Origin of the sequence: Bacillus cereus group sp. Bc031, assembly GCF_027716265.1 — a bacterium.
GTDB classification, from domain to species: domain Bacteria; phylum Bacillota; class Bacilli; order Bacillales; family Bacillaceae_G; genus Bacillus_A; species Bacillus_A paranthracis.
In genome coordinates this window covers 12,559-32,490 of record NZ_JAQFUL010000041.1, presented here as the reverse complement: position 1 = coordinate 32,490, position 19,932 = coordinate 12,559, and the positions used below count along the sequence as shown (strand labels likewise).

Here is a 19,932-nt window from a genome sequence, read left to right as displayed (position 1 = left end):
GAAAATCAAGAAATTAGCTTGATTTTCCTTTTATCCTACATTATTTAAAAGTTTCATTATCTAAAATCACAACATAATCATTTGTTAATCGTCCGGCTTCTTTCGTATAACTAACAAGTCTTTGTACATTATCACAGCTAAGTTTTGCACCCCATACGAGTAATGGTACACCGATAAAGTCGATGTGAAACCTTCTAGAAAACAGACCGCCAAAAGTCATTGGTAAAGGTACTGTTGGTGATGTATTAGAAAAAACAATCTTTTCATGACTTTGATAATGTTTTTGCAGAATCTCTCCTAAATGCTTCATCGCAGGTACAACGATTTTTGATGCGCTGCATCCAATCGTATAAACCGGGTTACCATTTTCATCTACTCCATGAAAAATAATTTTCCCCATATCTTCAGTTTTCAATTTATTAAAGTAATCCACATTTAATATTTCTTCTTTTGTTAGCTTACGATCCGTTGGTAATTTATTTAAATGATAAGCTGCTGCAAGTGCAGTTGAATGCGTTCCGCCGAAATCCGTGTAAATGAATATCATATGATCATCCCTTGTTATAAAAGTTCAATGTTATTTAGTATTACCGTTCACAGCATTGATAAACAAGAGATGAATGTATTTATACTTTTTTATTAATGTATTATTCATTTCCGATTATACTATTGTCTATTTATTATGTTACACCATGTAATAGCTATAAGCTTATTTATAAAAGTAAAAAGACGTACTTTTGACTCGTACGTCTTTTATCATCTTTATTCAAAATAAATGTATACTTTAACACGTATGAATTGTTAGTTATCAATAGTTTCTATTCTTTTAGAATCTGTCTCATTAAATACTTGAATTTTAAATTTAGCAGCTAGCATAATAGTGATTTTATAAATAAAGTATCCAAGAATACAACCTATAACGTTACATATTACATCATCAATATCAGTAACTCGTCCCATTCCACTAAATAAAGACTGAATTAATTGTAGCAATTCAATACTAGTTGATATAGAAAATCCTAATAAAATTGTATTTTTGAATTTTTTATATTTATCCCATAGGATTGGTGCTAAAAATCCTAAAGGCATTAATAATAAAATATTTCCGCCTACATTTCTTATAATTAGACCAATCATAAATAGGGCATCTCCATCATAAGCACTACCAATTTGATTGATGTCTTTAATAATTGATGCAAATGGTATTATATTGACCGAGCGATTCAGATTTTCAATATTAGAAGGAAAACCGATTGGTAAAGGGAATAAAGTTACTGCAACAACCATACAATTAAATAACAAATAACCCCTAAAATAATAAACAAGCTACCGTTGATCATATACAAATTGTTAACACATCCTTTCATATGAATTAATAATTAAAATTTATAACTATATAGTAATGTTTTTTAATTTAAAAATCCATATATCCATATGTAATCGTACAGAATTAGAAAACCCTTTATTTAGTAAATAAAGGGTTTCTCGTTAACTAAAATACTTTTCAAAACAAAAACAATCATGCACTCGTTTAAATTGTTTTCTTATGTCTTCTTTATTTTCACCTGTATAATGAGCAAATGTTTGAACTGGATATAACTGATCTATATTACTTTTCATTACACCTTTTATCTCGTCTGTATGATCGCTATATACGTGTAAATAGGAATCTACTTTTACAAATCCGTTCTTTTCATACCATCCATGTACCCATAGATTGTCCCTAGTCCATGCTTCTAGGCGATTTAGGTTACGTTCATTCGCTAACTTCTCCGCTTCCTTTAATAGCTGATTACCAATTTTCATTCTACGGAAATCCGGATGAACTGCAATATGCCAAATCATACCACCAAGACCAGTTCCTCTTGAACAAACTGTACGTTCTTCTAATTCATATTCGATATCTATTAAACCTACAATTTGATTTTCATATACAGCTACTAGTTCAATAGCCGGATGTTCATATCTTTCCTTTTCTCTAAATACATTATCGTAATAAGCTGTATCTAAAAAAGATAACACACGGCAACGTACCCAACCGGTTTCATCCTCTTTTCTATACGCTCTAATTTCTATATCCATATAATTAAAAACCTCCTTCTATTTCTATCATTAATTTTTCGGGTCCTGCTTCTTTATTTGATGGAATAACTAATGTAATTCCTAAGTCTGGATATACGGCCGAACGAAAACTGACGCCTGGGTCATATCCCATTACATGATATTTGAATATCTTGTTTTCTCTTGTTTCAATCCATATTCCATATCCATAAGATTGATTATTATTTACTTGGATGTGAGGAGTTAAAAGTATTTTTGTATATTCTTGGCTTATAATTTCATAGTTAAATAACGCTTCCCAAAACTTCAGCATGTCTGACGCAGTAATAAAAGCTCCACCATCCGAACCACCTTTTATCGGAATAGAGTAAGCATTTGTTCTCCATGTCTGGCTAATTTCATCTTTTATATATCCGAGAGCTGTCTGCCTTGGTAATCTATCTAAAGAAAAATAGCCCGAATGATTCATACCAATTGGATTAAATATGTTTTTTTCTATATACTCCGTAAATTTAAGTCCTGTCTGTTCTTCGATTATTAATCCCAGTATGATAAAACCTGCATTGTTGTAGTGAAACTTACTTCCTGGTGCATACATCATATCTCTGTTTTGAAATAATGGTAAAAAGTCTTTTAAACTTTTTAATAAATACATAGGTGTTTGTTTCCAAAGATCTTCGAAGTTATCCATAATACTTTCATCAAAATAATCTGGAATACCCGAACTATGCGTCAAAAGGTGATGTATTGTAATATCTTCATTAAAGTTTGGAAAGTTAACACTTAAACACTCTTTTAACTTTGTTTGAAAAGTAATTCCCCCATTTTCAACAAGTTGACAGACACCGATAGCTGTGAATATTTTACACCCAGAGGCAATTCCAAACCTAGTTTGTAGCGTATTGTTTATACACTCATTTCGATTTGCATAACCAAACGCTTCTTCATAAACTATGCCCTTTTTTTCTTTCACTAAAATTACCCCAGAGAAATCTATATGACGATATGTTTCTTTTACAATGTTATCTATTTGATCTTTTGTTTTCATTACAAAAATCACCCTCGTTTATCAATATTGTTCTCCTTTCTTATATTTCCATATATAGGAGGGATAACCCTCCTATTGAACATCGTAAGATTTAAATCAAAACTAAGAGAATTATTTCGAATGTATTGATTCAGAAGAATGCACTTTAGAATGTGATGGCAATAAAGTAAACACACACAAGATGATAGTAATAAATAACATTACTAAAGAACCTATAATAACCACAAGTTGTATAGAAATAAATTGAGTGGCAACTCCGAACAAAATCGTAATTAAAATGGTGATACCTGCAATAAATAATCCATATATGCTCCCAATCCGTCCCATTATATGGACAGGGACATTATTTTGATAAAAGGTATTAAACCCTGTATTTGCATATGCCATAGAGAAAGATAAAATAAAAAATCCGATAGCAGCTATTAAAAACCCATTTGAAAAAGCATAAATTATATAACCGATTGCGATGAAAAATGATCCTATTCCAATTAAAAATGAAGGTGTTAATTTTTTTGATAAAATTGTATTTGTTATTGCTCCTAAAATAAATCCGGCTCCAGCAATACTAACTAAAAAACCATATTCACTATCTGTTAACAATAAAACTTCTTTCGCAAATGACAATTCAAGTGAATCATTTGCGGCAGTTAACACTATCATCCCTTGAAATAAGAAGTACACGAAAACGATATACAAAGATTTTTTACTGAAATTTAAAACGATGGTCCAATCTTTTTTTAGTACAGCTAGAGACAACCTGTCATTTGATGTATGAATATCAGGTTTTTTATCAAGATTAGGTAGTAGCAAGGTAATTACTCCTGATAAGAGAAATGCTATGGCATTCATATATATAGCAAACTCTGGTGTACTTGCTATTAACAATGCTCCCGCTATCGATGGACCAATTACAGAGGCACCAGACCCTATTAAACTACGCAATGAGTTGAAACGTTGTCTTTGTTCAACTGGTATTAATTTCGTCATATACGTCATCGCAGTTGGCTCATAAATTGCATTGGGCATACTAATAAAGAATACGAATACATAAACGATCCAAAGTGATGGAAGTAATGGTAAAATAGCGATAAATACCGCGCGATATATATCGAGGTGAATCATTAATTTTCGTTTATTTAAACGATCAATCATACTTCCTGACCAAGCGTTTGTAAATAGAGTAGCTAATGGTTTAATTACATATAAAGTAGCAACAGCTAAGGCTGAGCCACCCATATGATAGACAAGTACATTCAGTGCTATTAAGTAAATCCATGCCCCTAAATTTGCAATACCAACTCCGGACAGTAGTAATAAAGGATATTTCCAATCTTTAAGTAAGTTTTTCATTTTTGGCCCCCGCTTTCCAAATTGTTTTAAACCAATAAAAAAATCCCACCCCCAAGACTTTTAATCTTAGGGACGAGATTTATTATCGCGGTGCCACCCTAGTTTGTTAATATGTCACCATATTAACCTTATCTGGTACTGCATTTTCATTCATGCTTATACCATAGCTCTATAACGGGAGCTCCCGTCACACCACCCTCTATTAATAGATTCCGATGCGCTGCTCAGAGGCTTGGTTCAATAAAGAATTTTTACTCCTTTTCAGCTAAATGGAGCTCTCTGTGAAAAATTCATCTTATTTACTCTTCTCTTCACTGCATTTGATTTTTTCCATATTATCACAATTTACTTTAACTGTAAATACAAAATAATCAGATATTTATAGTTGCCTCATTTTTGCTTTTCGACCAATTCGGCATATGAAACGCATTAGCTTTTTATGAAGATAAGGAAATAAGGTAAAGAATACGTCCATTGTTTTTTTAAACGGCATTGGACATATAACTAATTTATTTTTATGAATAGCTTTCAGTGCAATTTCAGCAAACTTGTCTGCTGAAATCGGCTTATTTGTTTTTAGTTGTTTTATGGCCCTTATTCATATTAATTGCAATTGATTTTTCAAATATGGGTGTATCTACAAAAGTTGGACAAAGTACACTTACATTTACACCGTATTCTTCTGCCTCATAATGTAATGACGTTGTTAAACCGACGATAGCATGTTTTGTTGTTGCGTACGCGGTACAAAGTGGAGCAGGTCCTAAACCTGTTGCAGACGCAGTATTAATGATATGACCAAATCCTTGTTTTTTCATGAATTGGTAAGCCAATTGTGTCCCGTAAATTACTCCTAATAAATTTATTTCAATAATATGTTTCCAATTATCTAAAGACATATCGAATACTTCTCCATACATAGCAATCCCAGCATTATTAAACATATAATCAATTCTACCAAACTCATTAACTATTTTTATAATAAGTTCCTCTACGGATTCAGCGTTAGTAACATCTAAATATTCGAACCTAGCTAGTTGATTATTATTTTTTATATTATTCACAAGCTCTTGACCACTTGTTTCATTAATATCTGCGATAATTACAAATATATCTTTATTTGCTAATTGAATAGCTAAAGCTTTACCGATACCAGAAGCTCCGCCAGTTATAATTGCGACTCTTTGTTCACCCATATAAAAAACCTCCTGTTGTTAATACATATAATGAAAACGGACGAGTGTAAAGATTTGAACAATCGTTCTAATTCGCTTGTAATGCTACGCATGTTTGTTTGAAATAGAAAGTAAAAAAATCGTAATGGCTTCATTAAATAAAACTTCTAATTTCTCTGTTTCAAATGAATGAATGAATTGACATAATCCACCTAGCCATGAACCTAATAAAAGACTTGAATCCTCAACATTTTCTATATAAAATTCACCACTTTGTATACCTTCATCCAAAATTTTTTGATATGTTTTTAAAGGGATAACAGCTAAACCATAGAGTTGTTGAATTGTAGAAGGGTTCGCGCTCGGATCAGAGGCAAGTTCTTGTCCTGCTCTTAATAATGGCGTTTTGTAATTATAAAGTACAAATTTAGCTATCCCATATAATTTCCCAGTAGCGTTTGTATACTGTTTTTCTGCTATTTCCCATTTATCGTGCCAATTTCTCATACTGTCTTTAGCTAAATAAACAAATAATTCTTCTTTATTTTTATAATGGTAATATATATGTCCTTTACTATAACCAGAGGCTTTTGCAATGTTATCAATTGAAGTTCTTGTATATCCTTTTAAGGAAAATAATTCTGTCGCCTTCTCTGCTATTATTTCTTTGGCTAAATCGCTATCGTATCGTCTTTTATTCAATGTAGACTCCTTCCGTCGTTTCATACAAAAATTTGAACAGTCGTTCTAATTTCAATATATGTAGGTTTTTCTGTTTTAGTAACTGTTAAGTTTATTATTTCTCCTAAAAATTACGGTGCGTGAAATTACTTGAATCATAAAAAAAAGAGTCTATTATATATAGACCCTTCATATTTCCTGAATTAATTTGTATTTGCCTCTGCTAACGGTTGTAACGGTGGTTCTAATTCTAGTTCTAATATATCGCCTTCTTGTATAGCTTGTCCTTTTTCAATACTTTGATTTGTTACATAACCCGTACCTGAAGTTTTTAAATCTAATTTTAATAGTTTAGAAAAATACATAACATCACGCATGGACCAACCTTGTAAATTGGGCATTGTTGCGTTGTTTCCTAATAAAAATATACGATCACCTTCACTCATTACTTCACCAGACTGCGGATATTGTTTTTTAATTTTTCCTTCTCCTAAAATTATCGGTTGGAGTTTCTCTTTTTTTACATTATTCTCTACCGTATCTATTGATTGATTCACATAGTTTTGCACTTTTAATTGGGATTTTTTCGTTGCATCGGTCATTTGTTGTTCTGTATATGGTTTCACCTTTAAATATTCAAGGCTATTTTTCACAACTGGTTTAAATATTTCAGCGAGCGGCTGAGCTCCATATTCATCTCCCTTTAACTTTGGCTGCTTAATAGCTAAGTATACAATTAACTCTGGGTCATCAATTGGAGCCATACCTAAAAATGAAAAAATATAATTTTCTTTTCCTTCCATATATCGTCCATTTTCAGGATTCGGAATTTGCGCTGTTCCTGTCTTGCCTCCTATTGGGTAACCATCGACTTTATACATTGTACCTGTACCTTTTGAAGACATAATAACACGCTCCATTAAGTCTCTTACCTTGTCCGCAGTCTCTTTTTTTATCGGATTGCCAACTTCTTTCGGTTGATTTTCCATAATAACTTGCTTGTTTGTTGGATTTACAACTTTGTCAACGATATATGGTTGCATCATTTTCCCGTCATTTGCTATAGCGGTTGCAGCTTGGATTAATTGAATTGGAGTTACTGTAGAACCTTGTCCGAAAGAAGATGTTACTTGTTGAATTTGTGTATTTAATAATAAAGTATTTTTACTTTCACCAGGTAAATCTATTCCCGTTTTTTGGTTAAAACCAAATTTATTCATATATTGCTTAAATTTATTTGGTTTTAATAACTGATCTTCTAAAATAGAAAAAGCTACGTTTGATGACCTTTCAAAACCTTCATCAAATGTTATAGATCCCCATCCAAACCCACCATTATGATCTTTTATATCCGATGAACCTACTGAATACTTGCCGGATTGAAAATATTCTTTCCCGTTATATACACCTTCATTGATTGCTGCAGCTAACGTAAATACTTTCATCGTTGAACCTGGTTCATATGCATTTGCGATTGGATCATTTAAAAAGTATTCAATATCCCCTTTATTAGGATTAAAACTAGGTTTACTAGACATAGCTAAAACTTTCCCCGTCTTTGGATCCGCTATAATACCTACTAACATAGAAGGGTCATAGTGCTCTTGCGCCTTATTCATCGCTTCTTCTAAAAAACTATTAATTTGTTTATCGAGCGTAAGATATACGTTATTTCCATGTTTAGCGGGTTCAATTTTTCCTATATCATTTGTAAGCGGGATACTTCCTCGCGCTCCCACATATTCTATATTCCCATTTGTCGAGCGCAAATATTTATCTAAACTTTTTTCAAGCCCAAACTTCCCTTCTGTATTTCCTTTATCGTCTGGTCTAGCAAAACCAAGTATATAAGATGCAAAATCTTCATTTGGATACACTCTTGCTTTCTCAGGCATAAAAGAAACACCTGGGATTTTCAATTTTTTAATTTGTTCTTTCTTTTCCCTAGACAAATTCCGGCCAACTTTTCCGATTTCAACTTGCGTACGCCCTTCATGGAAATTCTTTAACACATCTTCTTTATTAATTTCAAGCGCATCAGCTAATTGCGCTGCGGTTTCATCTTTATTTTTCAATTTGCCATTACCTTTCAAATTCACAACAACACGATACGTTGTTGAATCTTGAACGAGCACTTTTCCAGTTTGATCATAAATCGTGCCACGATTCGCTTCCAAAACACCATTTTTATTATGTTGTTCAGTTGCAAGATCCTTTACATTCACATTATGCACGACCCCTACTGCTTGAATATAGAAAAAACGCAAAAGCATAATAAGAAACAAAACAATAAAAGCAATCATAAAATACCGCGCGCCTTTATTCGTTTGAAGTTTATGCATATTTCGCTCCTTTCTTTCACCATTAATTACTACAAAGATGTGCTACAAAATATGTAGTTTTTACTTTCAATACTATATGTTTCGAAGTTTTCGTATGAATTCCTTTAAAACAGTGTGAAACTAGTTATAGTTATTGTCAGTTATTTAAATACTTAAAATACAGTACGTGAAATTTAAGAATATTCATTCTTTTTTTGCATAACACTCAAATTGTTATTGCAAGTAATCTATTCACTTGTATACAACAAAAAATCCTCCTCTGAATTTCCAAAGGGGGATTTTTTCCTAAACTATAAAAGGCTAGTTATGAAATTTAAGCTACATGGTTATATTTCTCTAAAAAACGAATTCGTTTCGCTACGAATGCATACATTTTGAAAACAAGTTTTGCTATTGGTTCAAAAATACGTTTTTTCTGCAATAATAAACAGCTTGTTAAAATCGTTATGACAGCCGCACCCATTACATCTAAAGGAAAATGAACACCTACATACAAACGTGATATACAAACTAATACTGCCCACAAAAGTGCGATATATCTTAACTTTTCTCCTCTAAGAATAAACATGAATGCAATCGATAATACAAGTACAGAATGATCACTAACAAAGGATGAGTTTTCTGCGTGGGGTACTAATTGATTCACATCATATGATACAAAAGGACGTGGATGATAGTATACTAAATGAATAAAAACATTTACTAGCAATGCAATTATTACTGAAAGTGTCGTATACAACACTGTATATTGTTTTCTTATCGCATTCTCTTTCTTTCCGTTATGAAACCATAAGATAAGCATGAATAGAATAGCCACATATGCAGCACTATTTGTAATAGCAATCATTACCTTATCTAAGAGTACAGATGTACCTGCTAAATTGTTTATCCATTGAAATACTGGTAATTCACATTACTCTCTCCTTATAATTTCTTATTTCACTTGAAATTAAGATACAAGTTTACTTGATTTACACAGTATACAACATTTACACACATTTAGATTTTCACTTTATTCATGTTACTATTTTTCATTTGACAATTATGTAACTATTTACACGCATTAAAAATATATATGATGGAAAAACCTTTAAAATCATATAACCCACTAACTAAAAGTGTATATATTACATAACATATACATATAAAAACATAGGTTATTAAATCATATTTTTATTCCATACGTAGAGCGATATTACCAAACTGTTCTCCCTGCTCCATACGTCTTAACGCTTGAATCGCTTCTTCCAACGAATAAACTTTATCCATAATTGGTTTAATCTTATATTTCTCTATAAACTTAATCATTTCATTAAATTCTTCACTGCTACCCATAGATGTCCCCATAATATCGATTTGATTATAAAATAACGCTCGTAAAGGTAATTCAATTTTATCTCCGGAGCTTGCACCAAAATTAACAATTCTCCCATTCGGTTTTAATACATCAAAGTATTTTAAGAATGTTGCTGGACCTATACTATCAATTATTAAATCTACTTTTCTTTCGCATAAACTCTCTTCCCAATTTCCAGAACTATTAAAAGAAAAATCTGCGCCATATGCTTCGGCAAATTTTCTTTTGTTCTCTACCCTTGAAGTAACACTTACTTTTGCGCCAATTGCTTTTGCAAATAACATAGCAAATGTCGCTACACCGCCGCCTATCCCAGGAATTAAAACATGTTCCCCACGCTTTAATCTACCCTTTGTAAAAAGCGCTCTATATGCAGTTAGTGCCGATAAAGATAGAACGCCAGACTCTTCCCAAGTAAGATATGACGGTTTTCCTACTACATTTTCAGCGGGCACTATTACATATTCAGCAAACGTTCCATCTTTTGGTCCCCCTAACACCTCTGGTAACTCTGGTACTTCGGCAATATTATCCCATCCAATACTAGGATTAATAATGACCTCGGTTTGTAATAAATCAGCTGAAACACCTTCTCCTATTTCTGTAACAATACCTGCACCATCTGACCCTATTACTAACGGTAGATCCATTTCTTTTCTATTGTTTATAATAAATAAATCCCTATGATTTAATCCTGCTGCTTTTAACTTTACTTTTACTTCCCCGGCATTAGGATTTGTTTCAGATGAAAGTTTATATTCTAATCCCTCTACCCCTTTTTTATATTGATGTACAATAGCTTTCATTGCTTCATTCCCCCTTAATATTTTCAATGTACTAGAAATATCGAAATAAATAAACTAATCTGTCTCTAATAATTAGATGTATATCGTTATGACAAAAGAAAAAATCCCTCCCTATAAATAACGCAGGAAGGGATTTTTTAAATTTTTTCAGATAAAAATCTGTAATGTTAATTCTTTTGAGTTTTAGCTAATTCTAATATCTTTTGAATAAATGGTGCTTTTGCATTTGTATAAGAAACACGATCAAAAGGATATGTAGCTGCAAGTCTCTCTTTTAGTTCTCTATATTCTTTACGTGCCCATTCATGCTTTATTAGAAAGTCTCGAAATAAAAGATTGTTTTTCCATTCGTCACTATTATAAATATAAACATGTAAATGATGAGTACCTGCTCTCCATTTTCCCTTTCTAAAAAAACGCCAATTAGGTGTTTCTTTTGGAACATACTCATATCCGATTTTTAATAGATCATCAATCCACTTTTCGATAATTTGCAAATCTGTTACGCCAATCATCATATCAATTAAAGGTTTCGCTCCTAACCCTTGTACAGATGTGCTCCCTATATGTTCAATAGCAATACAATCTTCCCCGAATAAAGAAATAAATTTCTCTTTTTCTATTAAATACTCTTCGTGCCACTCTTTTTCATATGGTTTAATAACGATTTGTTGTTCCATTTTATCCACCTTTTTATAATTATTTATTATTATATTTATATAAATTTCATGTGATTCACATAGGATTTTTACAAAACGTGTCGAATACTGAAATATATAACTTAATTATAATAAATGCGAGGTATAATATGAAAGATATTCCAGTTGAAATTCAGTTAAATCAAGTTACATTCCAGTTAAAAGAACATCATAAATTTGATTGGCTATTGAAATTAGGAACCGTATTTGCAGTTTTTGACCAGCAAGATTCAGGTAATATAAGTTTTGGTGTTGAAAAAAATGGCCATAAAAAATTCATTAAATACGCAGGGGCACAAACAATTGCATACGAAGGAACAATAAACGACGCTATTGAACGTTTGAAAAATTCAGTTTTCCTATACGAGGAATTAAAACACAACTCGCTTATAAAACTAATTGAACACTTTCCAGTTCAATCTGGATATGTATTAATTTTCGATTGGTTTGATGGTGAATGTCTTCATTCGCACTGGAGTTTCCCGCCTCCTGAAAAATATAAAAATCCAAACTCTCCATTTTATAAATTTAAGCATTTACCTGTTAGAAAACGAGTTCAATCCTTAAATTCCATTTTTTCTTTCCATACATATGTCGAAAAGAAAAAATATGTAGCGATAGATTTTTATGATGGTAGTATTATGTATAATTTTAATACAAATGAAACGAAAATTTGTGATATTGATTTATATTCTAAAAAACCATACGTAAATAAAATGGGAAGATTATGGGGTTCCTCACGTTTTATGTCTCCTGAAGAATTTGAGCTAAACGCTATAATTGATTCGAGAACAAATGTATTTAATATGGGGGCAATGGCTTTCGCGATTTTAGGTGGTGGAAAAGATCGCTCCTTTACAAAATGGGAAGCAAGTAGGGATTTATATGAAATAGCGTATCGCGCAGTAAATGAAAATCGAACCGAACGATATGCATCAGTTAAAGAATTTTATGAAGAGTGGGTAAACGTGTCGAATACTAAAAAGATATAAATCTATATTATTCAAACAAATATATAGTTTATACTATTATCATGATAATATATATGAAAAGGAAATTAAAAATAACGAGGCAAATATTATGAACTTTGTGTATATCAATCAACACGTGTTAAATAACCTTCTATACATTTTAAGTAGCATATTTATTTTTTATTTTATATATGAAAGCGGGCGCAATTTGAAGAAATATAAAAAACTACTTATTATACTTTGTACGAGTATCCCTCTTATTTTATGTATGCGCTATCCTATCTATATGGATGAAAATTGTATTCATGATTTAAGACAAATACCGGTTATAGTAGGTACGCTTTATGGTGGCTTCCCTGTCGGTATAACATTGTTTGCTATTTTATTAATTACAAGATTTTCATTTTATGGATTTAGTATGTTAACAATAGTAGTGTATGGAACAATGTTTATCATTACAGCATTCGCATCCGCAAAATTTAATACGTATAATAGAAAAATTAAAGTAGCTTATGCAATGTTTTTAACATTTTTCTTAGCAATATTTACAACTGTAATTGTATTAACTTTATCAGATTTTGAAGTGAATAATTTGTACATCATTTATTTCATAATATTACCAACCGTTTTAATGTTGTTTGTAGTTTATTTTAATGAAGTTTTAAAAGATGCAGTATGCATGCGATCAAAGTTAATTAAAATGGAAAAAATGGAGATTGTTAGCCAACTCGCTGCTAGTATATCGCACGAAGTAAGAAATCCCTTAACTGTTGTAAAAGGATTTACACAACTTTTAAAAACACCAAATTTAACTCCAGAATCAAGAGACGAGTATATTAAGCATATACTCGAAGAGTTACATCACGCCCAAGGAATTATTGATGATTATTTAACGTTTGCCAAACCTGCTTCAGAAAAATTAGATGAGATTTCAGTAGAACAAGAATTAAATCGAGTTATTAATATGATCTTACCTTTATGTAATATGAATACAATACATATTACAAAAGATTTCTCTACGGCAACAATAGTTGGTAATAAACAGCACTTTCGGCAATGTTTTTTAAACTTATTAAAAAATGGTATTGAAGCAATGCCTAATGGCGGTACTTTAAATATCTCCTCTTCTATTAGTAATAATAAAGTTATCATACGAATTGAAGATAGCGGAATTGGTATGTCACAAGAGCAAATAAATCGATTTGGCGAACCGTATTTTAGTACAAAAACGAAAGGTACAGGTTTAGGTACAATGGTTACTGTTAAGATCATTGAAACGATGCAAGGTAATTTAAAAATCCGAAGCGTTATGAATAAAGGTACTACTTTGACAATTACATTTCCGAAATGTAATACAAACGCATCTAACAATAAATAAAAAAGGAGCAATTATGCTCCTTTTTTATCTGTTTCGATACATAAGTATCTTCTATGTTTTTTAGTTTTACATTTGTGGAGACTAACTAAAAATTAGTACCCTCCGCCCCAGCAGCTGCATCCAACGATAATTAATAAAATAAATAACACAACTAATAAAGCGAAACCTCCACCAAAACCACAAGAACCACCGTAACTCATATTTTCTCCTCCTTTTGGTTTGAAAACTAATAGGTAGTTGATCATTTTAACTGGTTCGTATTATACATTATGTAAATATCCCTTTTTTGAGCATGTCTATATAAAAATAAGTAAAAGCACTCATTTGAGAGTGCTTTAAAATGGATACCAAAAATTTTGAAATACATGTAACTTTACATATACTGCAGCAATTAAAATAAAAATACCTACAAATAAAGCAATGAAATCCTGGCTTTTCGCTTTATTTGTATAGAACCACGTACGTGTATCCTTCTTTCCGAACCCTCTTAAATCCATTGCGTTTGAAACTGTATCGATTCTCTCTAAAGAATAAATAATTAAAGGCCAAAAAATTAAGACACGGTTTTGCATGCGGATCCATAAACTTGCTTCTCCTTTTTCGAAAGCTACTCCTCTCGCCTCTTGGGCATGTTTAATAACTTTATATTCGGACTGAATATCAGGTATATAACGTAATGCAATATTTATCGCATAAGTAATTTTATAATGAATTCGAAATTTACTTAAGCTACTCACAAATTTGCTTGGATCAGTCGTATAAATAAAAATAAGTGTAAATGGTAATAACGTAAAATACTTTAACGAAAGTGTAGCTGCATAAAATAATGTTTCGTATGTAATTGTTGCATATCCAATATACATAAATGAAGTATACGATCCAGTTAATTCAGATCCATGGGTTGGTGTAATAAATAAGATCATGACAGAATTTAATAAACTAAATGTAAATATAACAGTAAAAACAATAAAAATTTTACGAAATGGAATTTTAGCAACTAAAAGTCCGATACATCCAATTATAAATACGAATAGCAATACGCGAAAATCAAAAAATAAAAAGGTAAGCGTCATACCAAAAATAAAGAACAACAATTTCACTGCTCCGTCCATGCGATGAAAATATGTATTATACACCTTCCTCCCTCCTAATAACATCAAAATAAAGTTCCATAAACCTTTCAGGATTTGCAATACCACTAAATTTAACGAGTTTAAATAAAGAACTCTCCTTTAAGTTCGCTCTTTTTAACGTTTCTGGATGACCTAATACAATGGATGCGGTATGATTCGCAATAATTCTCCCTTCGTGTAAAACTATCGCCCTGTCTGCATATTCCAATGCGAGATTCATATCGTGTGTGATAAAAATAAATGATATTCCCTTTTTAGCTAATTTTCTAATAAACGACATAAACTGTTTATAATGATAATAATCTTGTCCCGCTGTCGGTTCATCTAATATGATAAGTTTTGGATTTGCTGTTAGTACAGATGCAATCGTTAATCTCTTTTTTTGTCCATAACTTAACGCTTGAATTGGCCAATTTCGAAATGTATACAAACCACAAATTTTTAACGCTTCCTCCGCTCTAAACTTAATTTCTTCCTTTGAAACCTTTTGTAATTTTAATGTGAATGAAACCTCTTCTATAACAGTAGGTTGTGTAATCATGTGATTTGGATTTTGCATGACATAAGATATAATCTCACCGCGTTTACGTATAGACCAAGAATTGATATTTACTCCATCAATTAAAATCCTGCCATTTTTTGTTTTGTTTATTCCTATAAGACTATGAGCTAATGTTGATTTTCCAGCTCCGTTATGGCCCAAAAGTGCTACAATTTCTCCTTCATATATGGATAAATTTACATTCTCTAATACTTTTTGTTTATTAGGATATGAAAATGATAAATTCTCTACTTTCAATAATTCTTTTTTTGTAGGAGTATCTTTACAAAAAGCTTTTTTCTCCATCCACTCTTTTATTACACCACTAATACTTTCCTTATGAAGATTTTCAAGTGGATATATTACGTCATTATTACTATCAAAATGTAATCTTTTTAATCCTTCTATGTACATAGGTTCTCTTAATCCGATTGAGGGTAATATATTTGACGCTAAAATCTCATCTGGTGTCCCTATCGCAACAATTTCCCCTTCATCAATTAAAATAATTTTATCTAAATCCAGATTTAACATTTCTTCTATTCGATGTTCAATAATTACAATTGTTTTATTATATTGCTTATGTATATTTTTAATAAGTTCAATTGTATGTAAGCTGCTAGCTGGATCTAAATTTGCTAACGGTTCATCGAACAATAATATAGGAGCATTTGTTGTTAACAAACCCGCTAAAGAAACAGTTTGTTTTTGCCCTCCAGATAATTCATGCGGACTTTGTTTATGAAAAGTATGCATCCCTACCTTTTTTAATGACTCCGAGACAATCTTTTTCATTTCATCCTGATTTACACATTCATTTTCTAAATAAAAGGCTACATCTTCTTCTACTGTAAGACCAATAAATTGTGCATCTTGATCTTGCAAAATTGTGCCTACATGTTTACTCAGTTCAAAAACACTCTTTTTCCTCGGATCTTTTCCAGCAATTAAAATATTACCAGTACTAGTCCCTTCATAAGAAAATGGGATTAGCCCATTCATACAATGAGCTAATGTTGATTTCCCTGAACCACTTCGTCCAGCAATTAGCACTTTTTCCCCAGGATATATATGAAATGTAATGTCTTTCACAGTAGGCTGCGCTGCATGCTTATATTGAAAGTTGAATTGTTCAAAAGAAATAATTGGTTGCATTTTAATATCCCTACTTTTCAATTTTTAAATGTGTATGTTTCTTATTTGATTTAGCTAGGCCTATTGTAATTGGCAATCCAAGAACTAAAAATACAATAACGTCAGCAATTGTTGCACCTAACACTTGTATAACAATTTTGTCAAACGGTTCTCCCATTACAATAATATCGAATGCCCCAGCAAATATAATAGCAATGACAATTCCAATTAAGCCAGTAATGGCTAAATAAGAAATATCTCCCTTATTATATGTCCCGTTTTTCACACTAAAGCCAACTCTTTTTTGAATGAACCCCATTGCAAAGCCGATAATGCCGGAACTAAAAACCCAGCCCCACCAAATACCCCAGCCAGCAATTGTATCTGTTACAGTATGACCGATAAGTCCTATTAACAGCCCTGCCACTGGACCAAATAACGCTCCAAAAACGGTTAAAATAGCTAATGCAGGTTTAATAAATGTATTTGGTGCAATAGAAAATCCCCAAAGTCCTAATATCCCGTATAATGCTGCTCCAATTCCGATTGCCACTACTAATTTTGTTGATAATTTGTTCATAACAATTCCCCCCTCTTAATAGTCAACTTTTATTACTCTATATTTATTTTGAAAATGAATTATGCATCGACACTCCCTTTCTATACAACAAAAAATGACCTCTTACATAAGAGGTCATTTTCTTTCACATTTAAGAATCCTCTTATCTTCCAAAAAACACATCGTGTTCTCCGCGGAATTAGCACCTTCCTATACATTTACATAGGGGTTGCTGAGGTTTCATAGGGCCGTTCCCTCCACCTCTCTGGATAAGTATTAATTTGTAATTCGTATTATGGCATTAAACAATATAATTTTCAACACTTTTCTAATTATTTTTATTTTTTGTTTAACAGTACATTTAAATCATTGTATTTTTATCGGAATTATGAAATAATGAATTCAAAATAGTTACGGGAGGAATATACGATGAAAGTAATTGGTTTAATTGGCGGACTAAGTTGGGAATCTACATCATTATATTATAAACATATTAATACACTTACACTCTCTCAATACGATCAAAATGCAAAGCTTGTTTTATATAGCATGGACTTTGGTGAAGTAACGACTTTATTACAAAATCATCAATATGAAGAAGTGAAAAACGAATTAGTTACTGTTGCAAAGAAGGTTGAAAAATCCGGAGCTGAATGTTTATTAATGTGTTCCAATACGGTCCATCTATTTGCTGAAGAAGTAGAAAGTGCAATATCCATTCCACTTCTTCACATAGGTGATGTAAGTGCTAAAGAAATGGTAGAACAGAATATAAAGCGTATCGGATTATTGGGTACGAAACAAACGATGGAACAAGACTTCTATAAATCACGTCTAGCAAACTATAACATTGAGACAATCATCCCAAATGAAGAGGAAAGAAATTTTATTCATCATGTTATTTTAAATGAATTAAGTAAAGGAATTATTTCAGAAACATCAAAAGAAAAGCTATTACAAATTACAAAATCATTAATTCAAAATGGCGCAGAAGGTATACTACTAGGCTGCACTGAAATACCATTGCTCATTTCCCAAGACGACCTTACTGTTCCTGTTTTTGATACTGCTTTTTTACATGCAAATACTGCTGTGCAGTTTGCAGGATAATCATATAAAAGCATAAAGGTAGAGCCCCTATGCTTTTATATTGTCTAAACTATTTAATTAAAAGAGATGTAATCACGGTAATTGCTTCTTTTGAACCACCGCATTCTAAAAAACTTTCATTCAGTTTTCGTATACCATGCTTATACTTTTCATTTAAAAGTACGTCTGTTACCGCTTCTTTTAAACTTTGTACATTAACATGCTCTTTCAATAACCTATGTGCGGCTTCCAGCTCAGTTAATCTTTGTGCTATCATCGGTTGATCTTTATCATGTGGAATGATGACAAATGGGACATTAAAATAAATAGCGTCGTGTACACTGTTCATGCCACCATGTGTAATAAAAACATCTGCTTCATTTAATATTTCTGATTGGGGTACGTATGAAGCAATTATAAAATTGTCTGGCGCTTTCTTAATTTTAGAACGATCATTTCTATCACCAATTGCCATTACAACTACCCCTTTAAAATCTGAGAAAGTATCAATACAAGTATTAAAGAATGGTTCAAGTCCTTCAAGCAGTGTCCCCATTGAAATATAAATAACTTTCTTACCTTCTAAGCAATTCAAGTGGAAACTCTACATTTGTTTTACGCTTTGAAATACTTGGTCCAATAAAAATGTTATTTTCTCCAAACAAATCGCTATTAGGTTGGAAGTAACGACTTGTGTACACAAGAGTAATATCTCCCTTGTTATGCATAAATTGAAGATTGTTTTTAGGCTTTACTCCAAATTCATGTTCCATTCGATATAGTAACTGTTCAGAAATTTCATCAGGTTGGAATGGTATTTCTGCATTAGGATGAAAAGGTAAAGTCTCCAAAAATTCAGTAGGAATTAAAAATATAGGAGAAGAAACTATGCCTGGAATTTGTAAATACTCCTTTACTAACTCTCCAGCACCAAATATATCATAAATTACGAAATCAAAATTAATGCTTTCACATAATTGTTTCGTAATTTCTAATATATATAAAGAAGTTTGAACATGTACATGAAAGAAAGAGTTCAATCCATATGAAGTTTCAGTATCAATAGAAATATCCTTTAATAAATCTGGATGGGTATATACAGTAGCTCCCAAATCTTCAATTCTGCCTTTAAAGTGTTCTGTAGTAATATAGTGTACGTGATCCCCCCGTTCAGTAAAGGCTTTGACTAAACTTAATGTCGGGTTTACATGTCCCTCTGCTGGAAAATTAATCATTAAAATATTTAGCACTTCTTTCTCACTCCTTACATTTCAACACTCTTATTAATCATACTGTAATGATTACCGTCAATCTTCCCCTAATAGTCCTAATATACTTGCTACTTTAGATTGATAAATAATTGTCAGTTATTTAATTAAAAAAGGCATCTACATAAGTAGATGCCTAACCGTGATAAGGAGTGTTCTGTGAGGTTAGAATAAGCTTTTCAGCTTGTCCTATGCTATCAATATATGATTTATTTTATAAAACGTGAACAATTGATAGAATGATTTTACCTTTCTATCACCTATTTTGAATCTATCCCTAAATTAAATGACTCTAGTTTCTATATTATTTCATATGTTTTAACCTTCTTGAGAGCTATCTA

General features: G+C 31.6%; 16 protein-coding genes, 3 pseudogenes, 1 riboswitch and 1 other annotated feature. Of the genes and pseudogenes, 3 read left to right on the top strand and 16 right to left on the bottom strand.

The features are described from left to right. Positions 1-40 precede the first annotated feature (40 nt). The 11 genes and pseudogenes from PDQ33_RS16565 to PDQ33_RS16515 form a co-directional block, all read right to left on the bottom strand. Positions 41-547, bottom strand: coding sequence for a DUF3189 family protein (locus tag PDQ33_RS16565; RefSeq protein ID WP_270394560.1), 507 nt, complete (start codon positions 545-547; stop codon positions 41-43). 254 nt (positions 548-801) lie between these two features. Beyond that, positions 802-1,346: pseudogene (locus PDQ33_RS16560) on the bottom strand (VanZ family protein). A 142-nt stretch (positions 1,347-1,488) separates the two neighbouring features. Beyond that, positions 1,489-2,082 carry a GNAT family N-acetyltransferase gene (locus tag PDQ33_RS16555; RefSeq protein ID WP_000350625.1) on the bottom strand — a complete coding sequence of 198 codons (594 nt, stop codon included), beginning with the start codon at positions 2,080-2,082 and terminating at the stop codon, positions 1,489-1,491. 4 nt (positions 2,083-2,086) lie between these two features. Continuing rightward, the gene (locus tag PDQ33_RS16550; protein ID WP_270756285.1) at positions 2,087-3,109 is read right to left on the bottom strand and encodes a serine hydrolase domain-containing protein; all 1,023 of its coding nucleotides are present in this window, start codon (positions 3,107-3,109) and stop codon (positions 2,087-2,089) included. Between the two features lie 111 nt (positions 3,110-3,220). Continuing rightward, positions 3,221-4,459, bottom strand: a complete 1,239-nt coding sequence (locus PDQ33_RS16545; protein ID WP_000793330.1) for an MFS transporter — start codon at positions 4,457-4,459, stop codon at positions 3,221-3,223. A 65-nt stretch (positions 4,460-4,524) separates the two neighbouring features. Beyond that, positions 4,525-4,783, bottom strand: a binding site (T-box leader). A gap of 55 nt (positions 4,784-4,838) precedes the next feature. After that, positions 4,839-5,655, bottom strand: a pseudogene (locus PDQ33_RS16540) (SDR family NAD(P)-dependent oxidoreductase). Between the two features lie 84 nt (positions 5,656-5,739). Continuing rightward, entirely contained in the window at positions 5,740-6,336 is a 597-nt protein-coding gene (locus PDQ33_RS16535) for a TetR family transcriptional regulator C-terminal domain-containing protein (RefSeq protein WP_001042679.1), read from the bottom strand. A gap of 182 nt (positions 6,337-6,518) precedes the next feature. Further along, entirely contained in the window at positions 6,519-8,657 is a 2,139-nt protein-coding gene (locus PDQ33_RS16530) for a penicillin-binding protein (RefSeq protein WP_270756286.1), read from the bottom strand. 313 nt (positions 8,658-8,970) lie between these two features. After that, on the bottom strand, positions 8,971-9,504 hold the full coding sequence (locus tag PDQ33_RS16525) for an undecaprenyl-diphosphatase (protein ID WP_002027786.1): 534 nt from the start codon (positions 9,502-9,504) through the stop codon (positions 8,971-8,973). A 326-nt stretch (positions 9,505-9,830) separates the two neighbouring features. Then, entirely contained in the window at positions 9,831-10,820 is a 990-nt protein-coding gene (locus tag PDQ33_RS16520; RefSeq protein ID WP_073541705.1) for a zinc-binding dehydrogenase, read from the bottom strand. A 167-nt stretch (positions 10,821-10,987) separates the two neighbouring features. Then, on the bottom strand, positions 10,988-11,500 hold the full coding sequence (locus PDQ33_RS16515; RefSeq protein ID WP_000437685.1) for a GrpB family protein: 513 nt from the start codon (positions 11,498-11,500) through the stop codon (positions 10,988-10,990). Between the two features lie 128 nt (positions 11,501-11,628). Here PDQ33_RS16515 and PDQ33_RS16510 point away from each other — a divergent pair, with 128 nt between their 5' ends. Beyond that, positions 11,629-12,510 (top strand): serine/threonine protein kinase, encoded by an 882-nt coding sequence (locus tag PDQ33_RS16510; protein WP_076872732.1) that lies wholly within the window; start codon positions 11,629-11,631, stop codon positions 12,508-12,510. 88 nt (positions 12,511-12,598) lie between these two features. Beyond that, a complete protein-coding gene (locus PDQ33_RS16505; RefSeq protein WP_270756288.1) occupies positions 12,599-13,867 on the top strand; it encodes a sensor histidine kinase in 1,269 nt (422 codons plus the stop codon). A gap of 92 nt (positions 13,868-13,959) precedes the next feature. Here the strand turns inward: PDQ33_RS16505 and PDQ33_RS16500 are convergent, their stop codons facing one another. The 4 genes from PDQ33_RS16500 to PDQ33_RS16485 all read right to left on the bottom strand — a co-directional run bounded on the left by PDQ33_RS16500 (position 13,960) and on the right by PDQ33_RS16485 (position 17,255). After that, complete coding sequence (locus tag PDQ33_RS16500; RefSeq protein WP_000120182.1) at positions 13,960-14,067, bottom strand: YjcZ family sporulation protein; 108 nt, start codon at positions 14,065-14,067, stop codon at positions 13,960-13,962. A gap of 135 nt (positions 14,068-14,202) precedes the next feature. Further along, entirely contained in the window at positions 14,203-15,003 is an 801-nt protein-coding gene (locus tag PDQ33_RS16495) for an energy-coupling factor transporter transmembrane component T family protein (RefSeq protein WP_270756290.1), read from the bottom strand. Further along, positions 14,996-16,696 (bottom strand): ABC transporter ATP-binding protein, encoded by a 1,701-nt coding sequence (locus tag PDQ33_RS16490; RefSeq protein WP_001182476.1) that lies wholly within the window; start codon positions 16,694-16,696, stop codon positions 14,996-14,998. The genes PDQ33_RS16495 and PDQ33_RS16490 overlap by 8 nt, the downstream gene beginning before the upstream one ends. Before the next feature lie 10 nt (positions 16,697-16,706). Then, positions 16,707-17,255, bottom strand: coding sequence for an ECF-type riboflavin transporter substrate-binding protein (locus PDQ33_RS16485; protein WP_046199162.1), 549 nt, complete (start codon positions 17,253-17,255; stop codon positions 16,707-16,709). Between the two features lie 139 nt (positions 17,256-17,394). Continuing rightward, a riboswitch (SAM riboswitch) is annotated at positions 17,395-17,510 on the bottom strand. A gap of 153 nt (positions 17,511-17,663) precedes the next feature. On the opposite strand from PDQ33_RS16485, the gene PDQ33_RS16480 reads away from it, so the two are divergent. Then, positions 17,664-18,344 (top strand): aspartate/glutamate racemase family protein, encoded by a 681-nt coding sequence (locus tag PDQ33_RS16480; protein WP_000864405.1) that lies wholly within the window; start codon positions 17,664-17,666, stop codon positions 18,342-18,344. A 49-nt stretch (positions 18,345-18,393) separates the two neighbouring features. Here the strand turns inward: PDQ33_RS16480 and PDQ33_RS16475 are convergent. After that, positions 18,394-19,573, bottom strand: a pseudogene (locus PDQ33_RS16475) (macrolide family glycosyltransferase). Between the last annotated feature and the right edge of the window lie 359 nt (positions 19,574-19,932).

What these genes read in the sequence shown, in the direction of transcription:
- PDQ33_RS16565 (WP_270394560.1), bottom strand. Translation starts at nt 547, where the DNA reads ATGATATTCATTTACACGGATTTCGGCGGAACGCATTCAACTGCACTT.
- PDQ33_RS16555 (WP_000350625.1), bottom strand. Translation starts at nt 2,082, where the DNA reads ATGGATATAGAAATTAGAGCGTATAGAAAAGAGGATGAAACCGGTTGG.
- PDQ33_RS16550 (WP_270756285.1), bottom strand. Translation starts at nt 3,109, where the DNA reads ATGAAAACAAAAGATCAAATAGATAACATTGTAAAAGAAACATATCGT.
- PDQ33_RS16545 (WP_000793330.1), bottom strand. Translation starts at nt 4,459, where the DNA reads ATGAAAAACTTACTTAAAGATTGGAAATATCCTTTATTACTACTGTCC.
- PDQ33_RS16530 (WP_270756286.1), bottom strand. Translation starts at nt 8,657, where the DNA reads ATGCATAAACTTCAAACGAATAAAGGCGCGCGGTATTTTATGATTGCT.
- PDQ33_RS16525 (WP_002027786.1), bottom strand. Translation starts at nt 9,504, where the DNA reads ATGATTGCTATTACAAATAGTGCTGCATATGTGGCTATTCTATTCATG.
- PDQ33_RS16520 (WP_073541705.1), bottom strand. Translation starts at nt 10,820, where the DNA reads ATGAAAGCTATTGTACATCAATATAAAAAAGGGGTAGAGGGATTAGAA.
- PDQ33_RS16515 (WP_000437685.1), bottom strand. Translation starts at nt 11,500, where the DNA reads ATGGAACAACAAATCGTTATTAAACCATATGAAAAAGAGTGGCACGAA.
- PDQ33_RS16510 (WP_076872732.1), top strand. Translation starts at nt 11,629, where the DNA reads ATGAAAGATATTCCAGTTGAAATTCAGTTAAATCAAGTTACATTCCAG.
- PDQ33_RS16505 (WP_270756288.1), top strand. Translation starts at nt 12,599, where the DNA reads ATGAACTTTGTGTATATCAATCAACACGTGTTAAATAACCTTCTATAC.
- PDQ33_RS16500 (WP_000120182.1), bottom strand. Translation starts at nt 14,067, where the DNA reads ATGAGTTACGGTGGTTCTTGTGGTTTTGGTGGAGGTTTCGCTTTATTA.
- PDQ33_RS16490 (WP_001182476.1), bottom strand. Translation starts at nt 16,696, where the DNA reads ATGCAACCAATTATTTCTTTTGAACAATTCAACTTTCAATATAAGCAT.
- PDQ33_RS16485 (WP_046199162.1), bottom strand. Translation starts at nt 17,255, where the DNA reads ATGAACAAATTATCAACAAAATTAGTAGTGGCAATCGGAATTGGAGCA.
- PDQ33_RS16480 (WP_000864405.1), top strand. Translation starts at nt 17,664, where the DNA reads ATGAAAGTAATTGGTTTAATTGGCGGACTAAGTTGGGAATCTACATCA.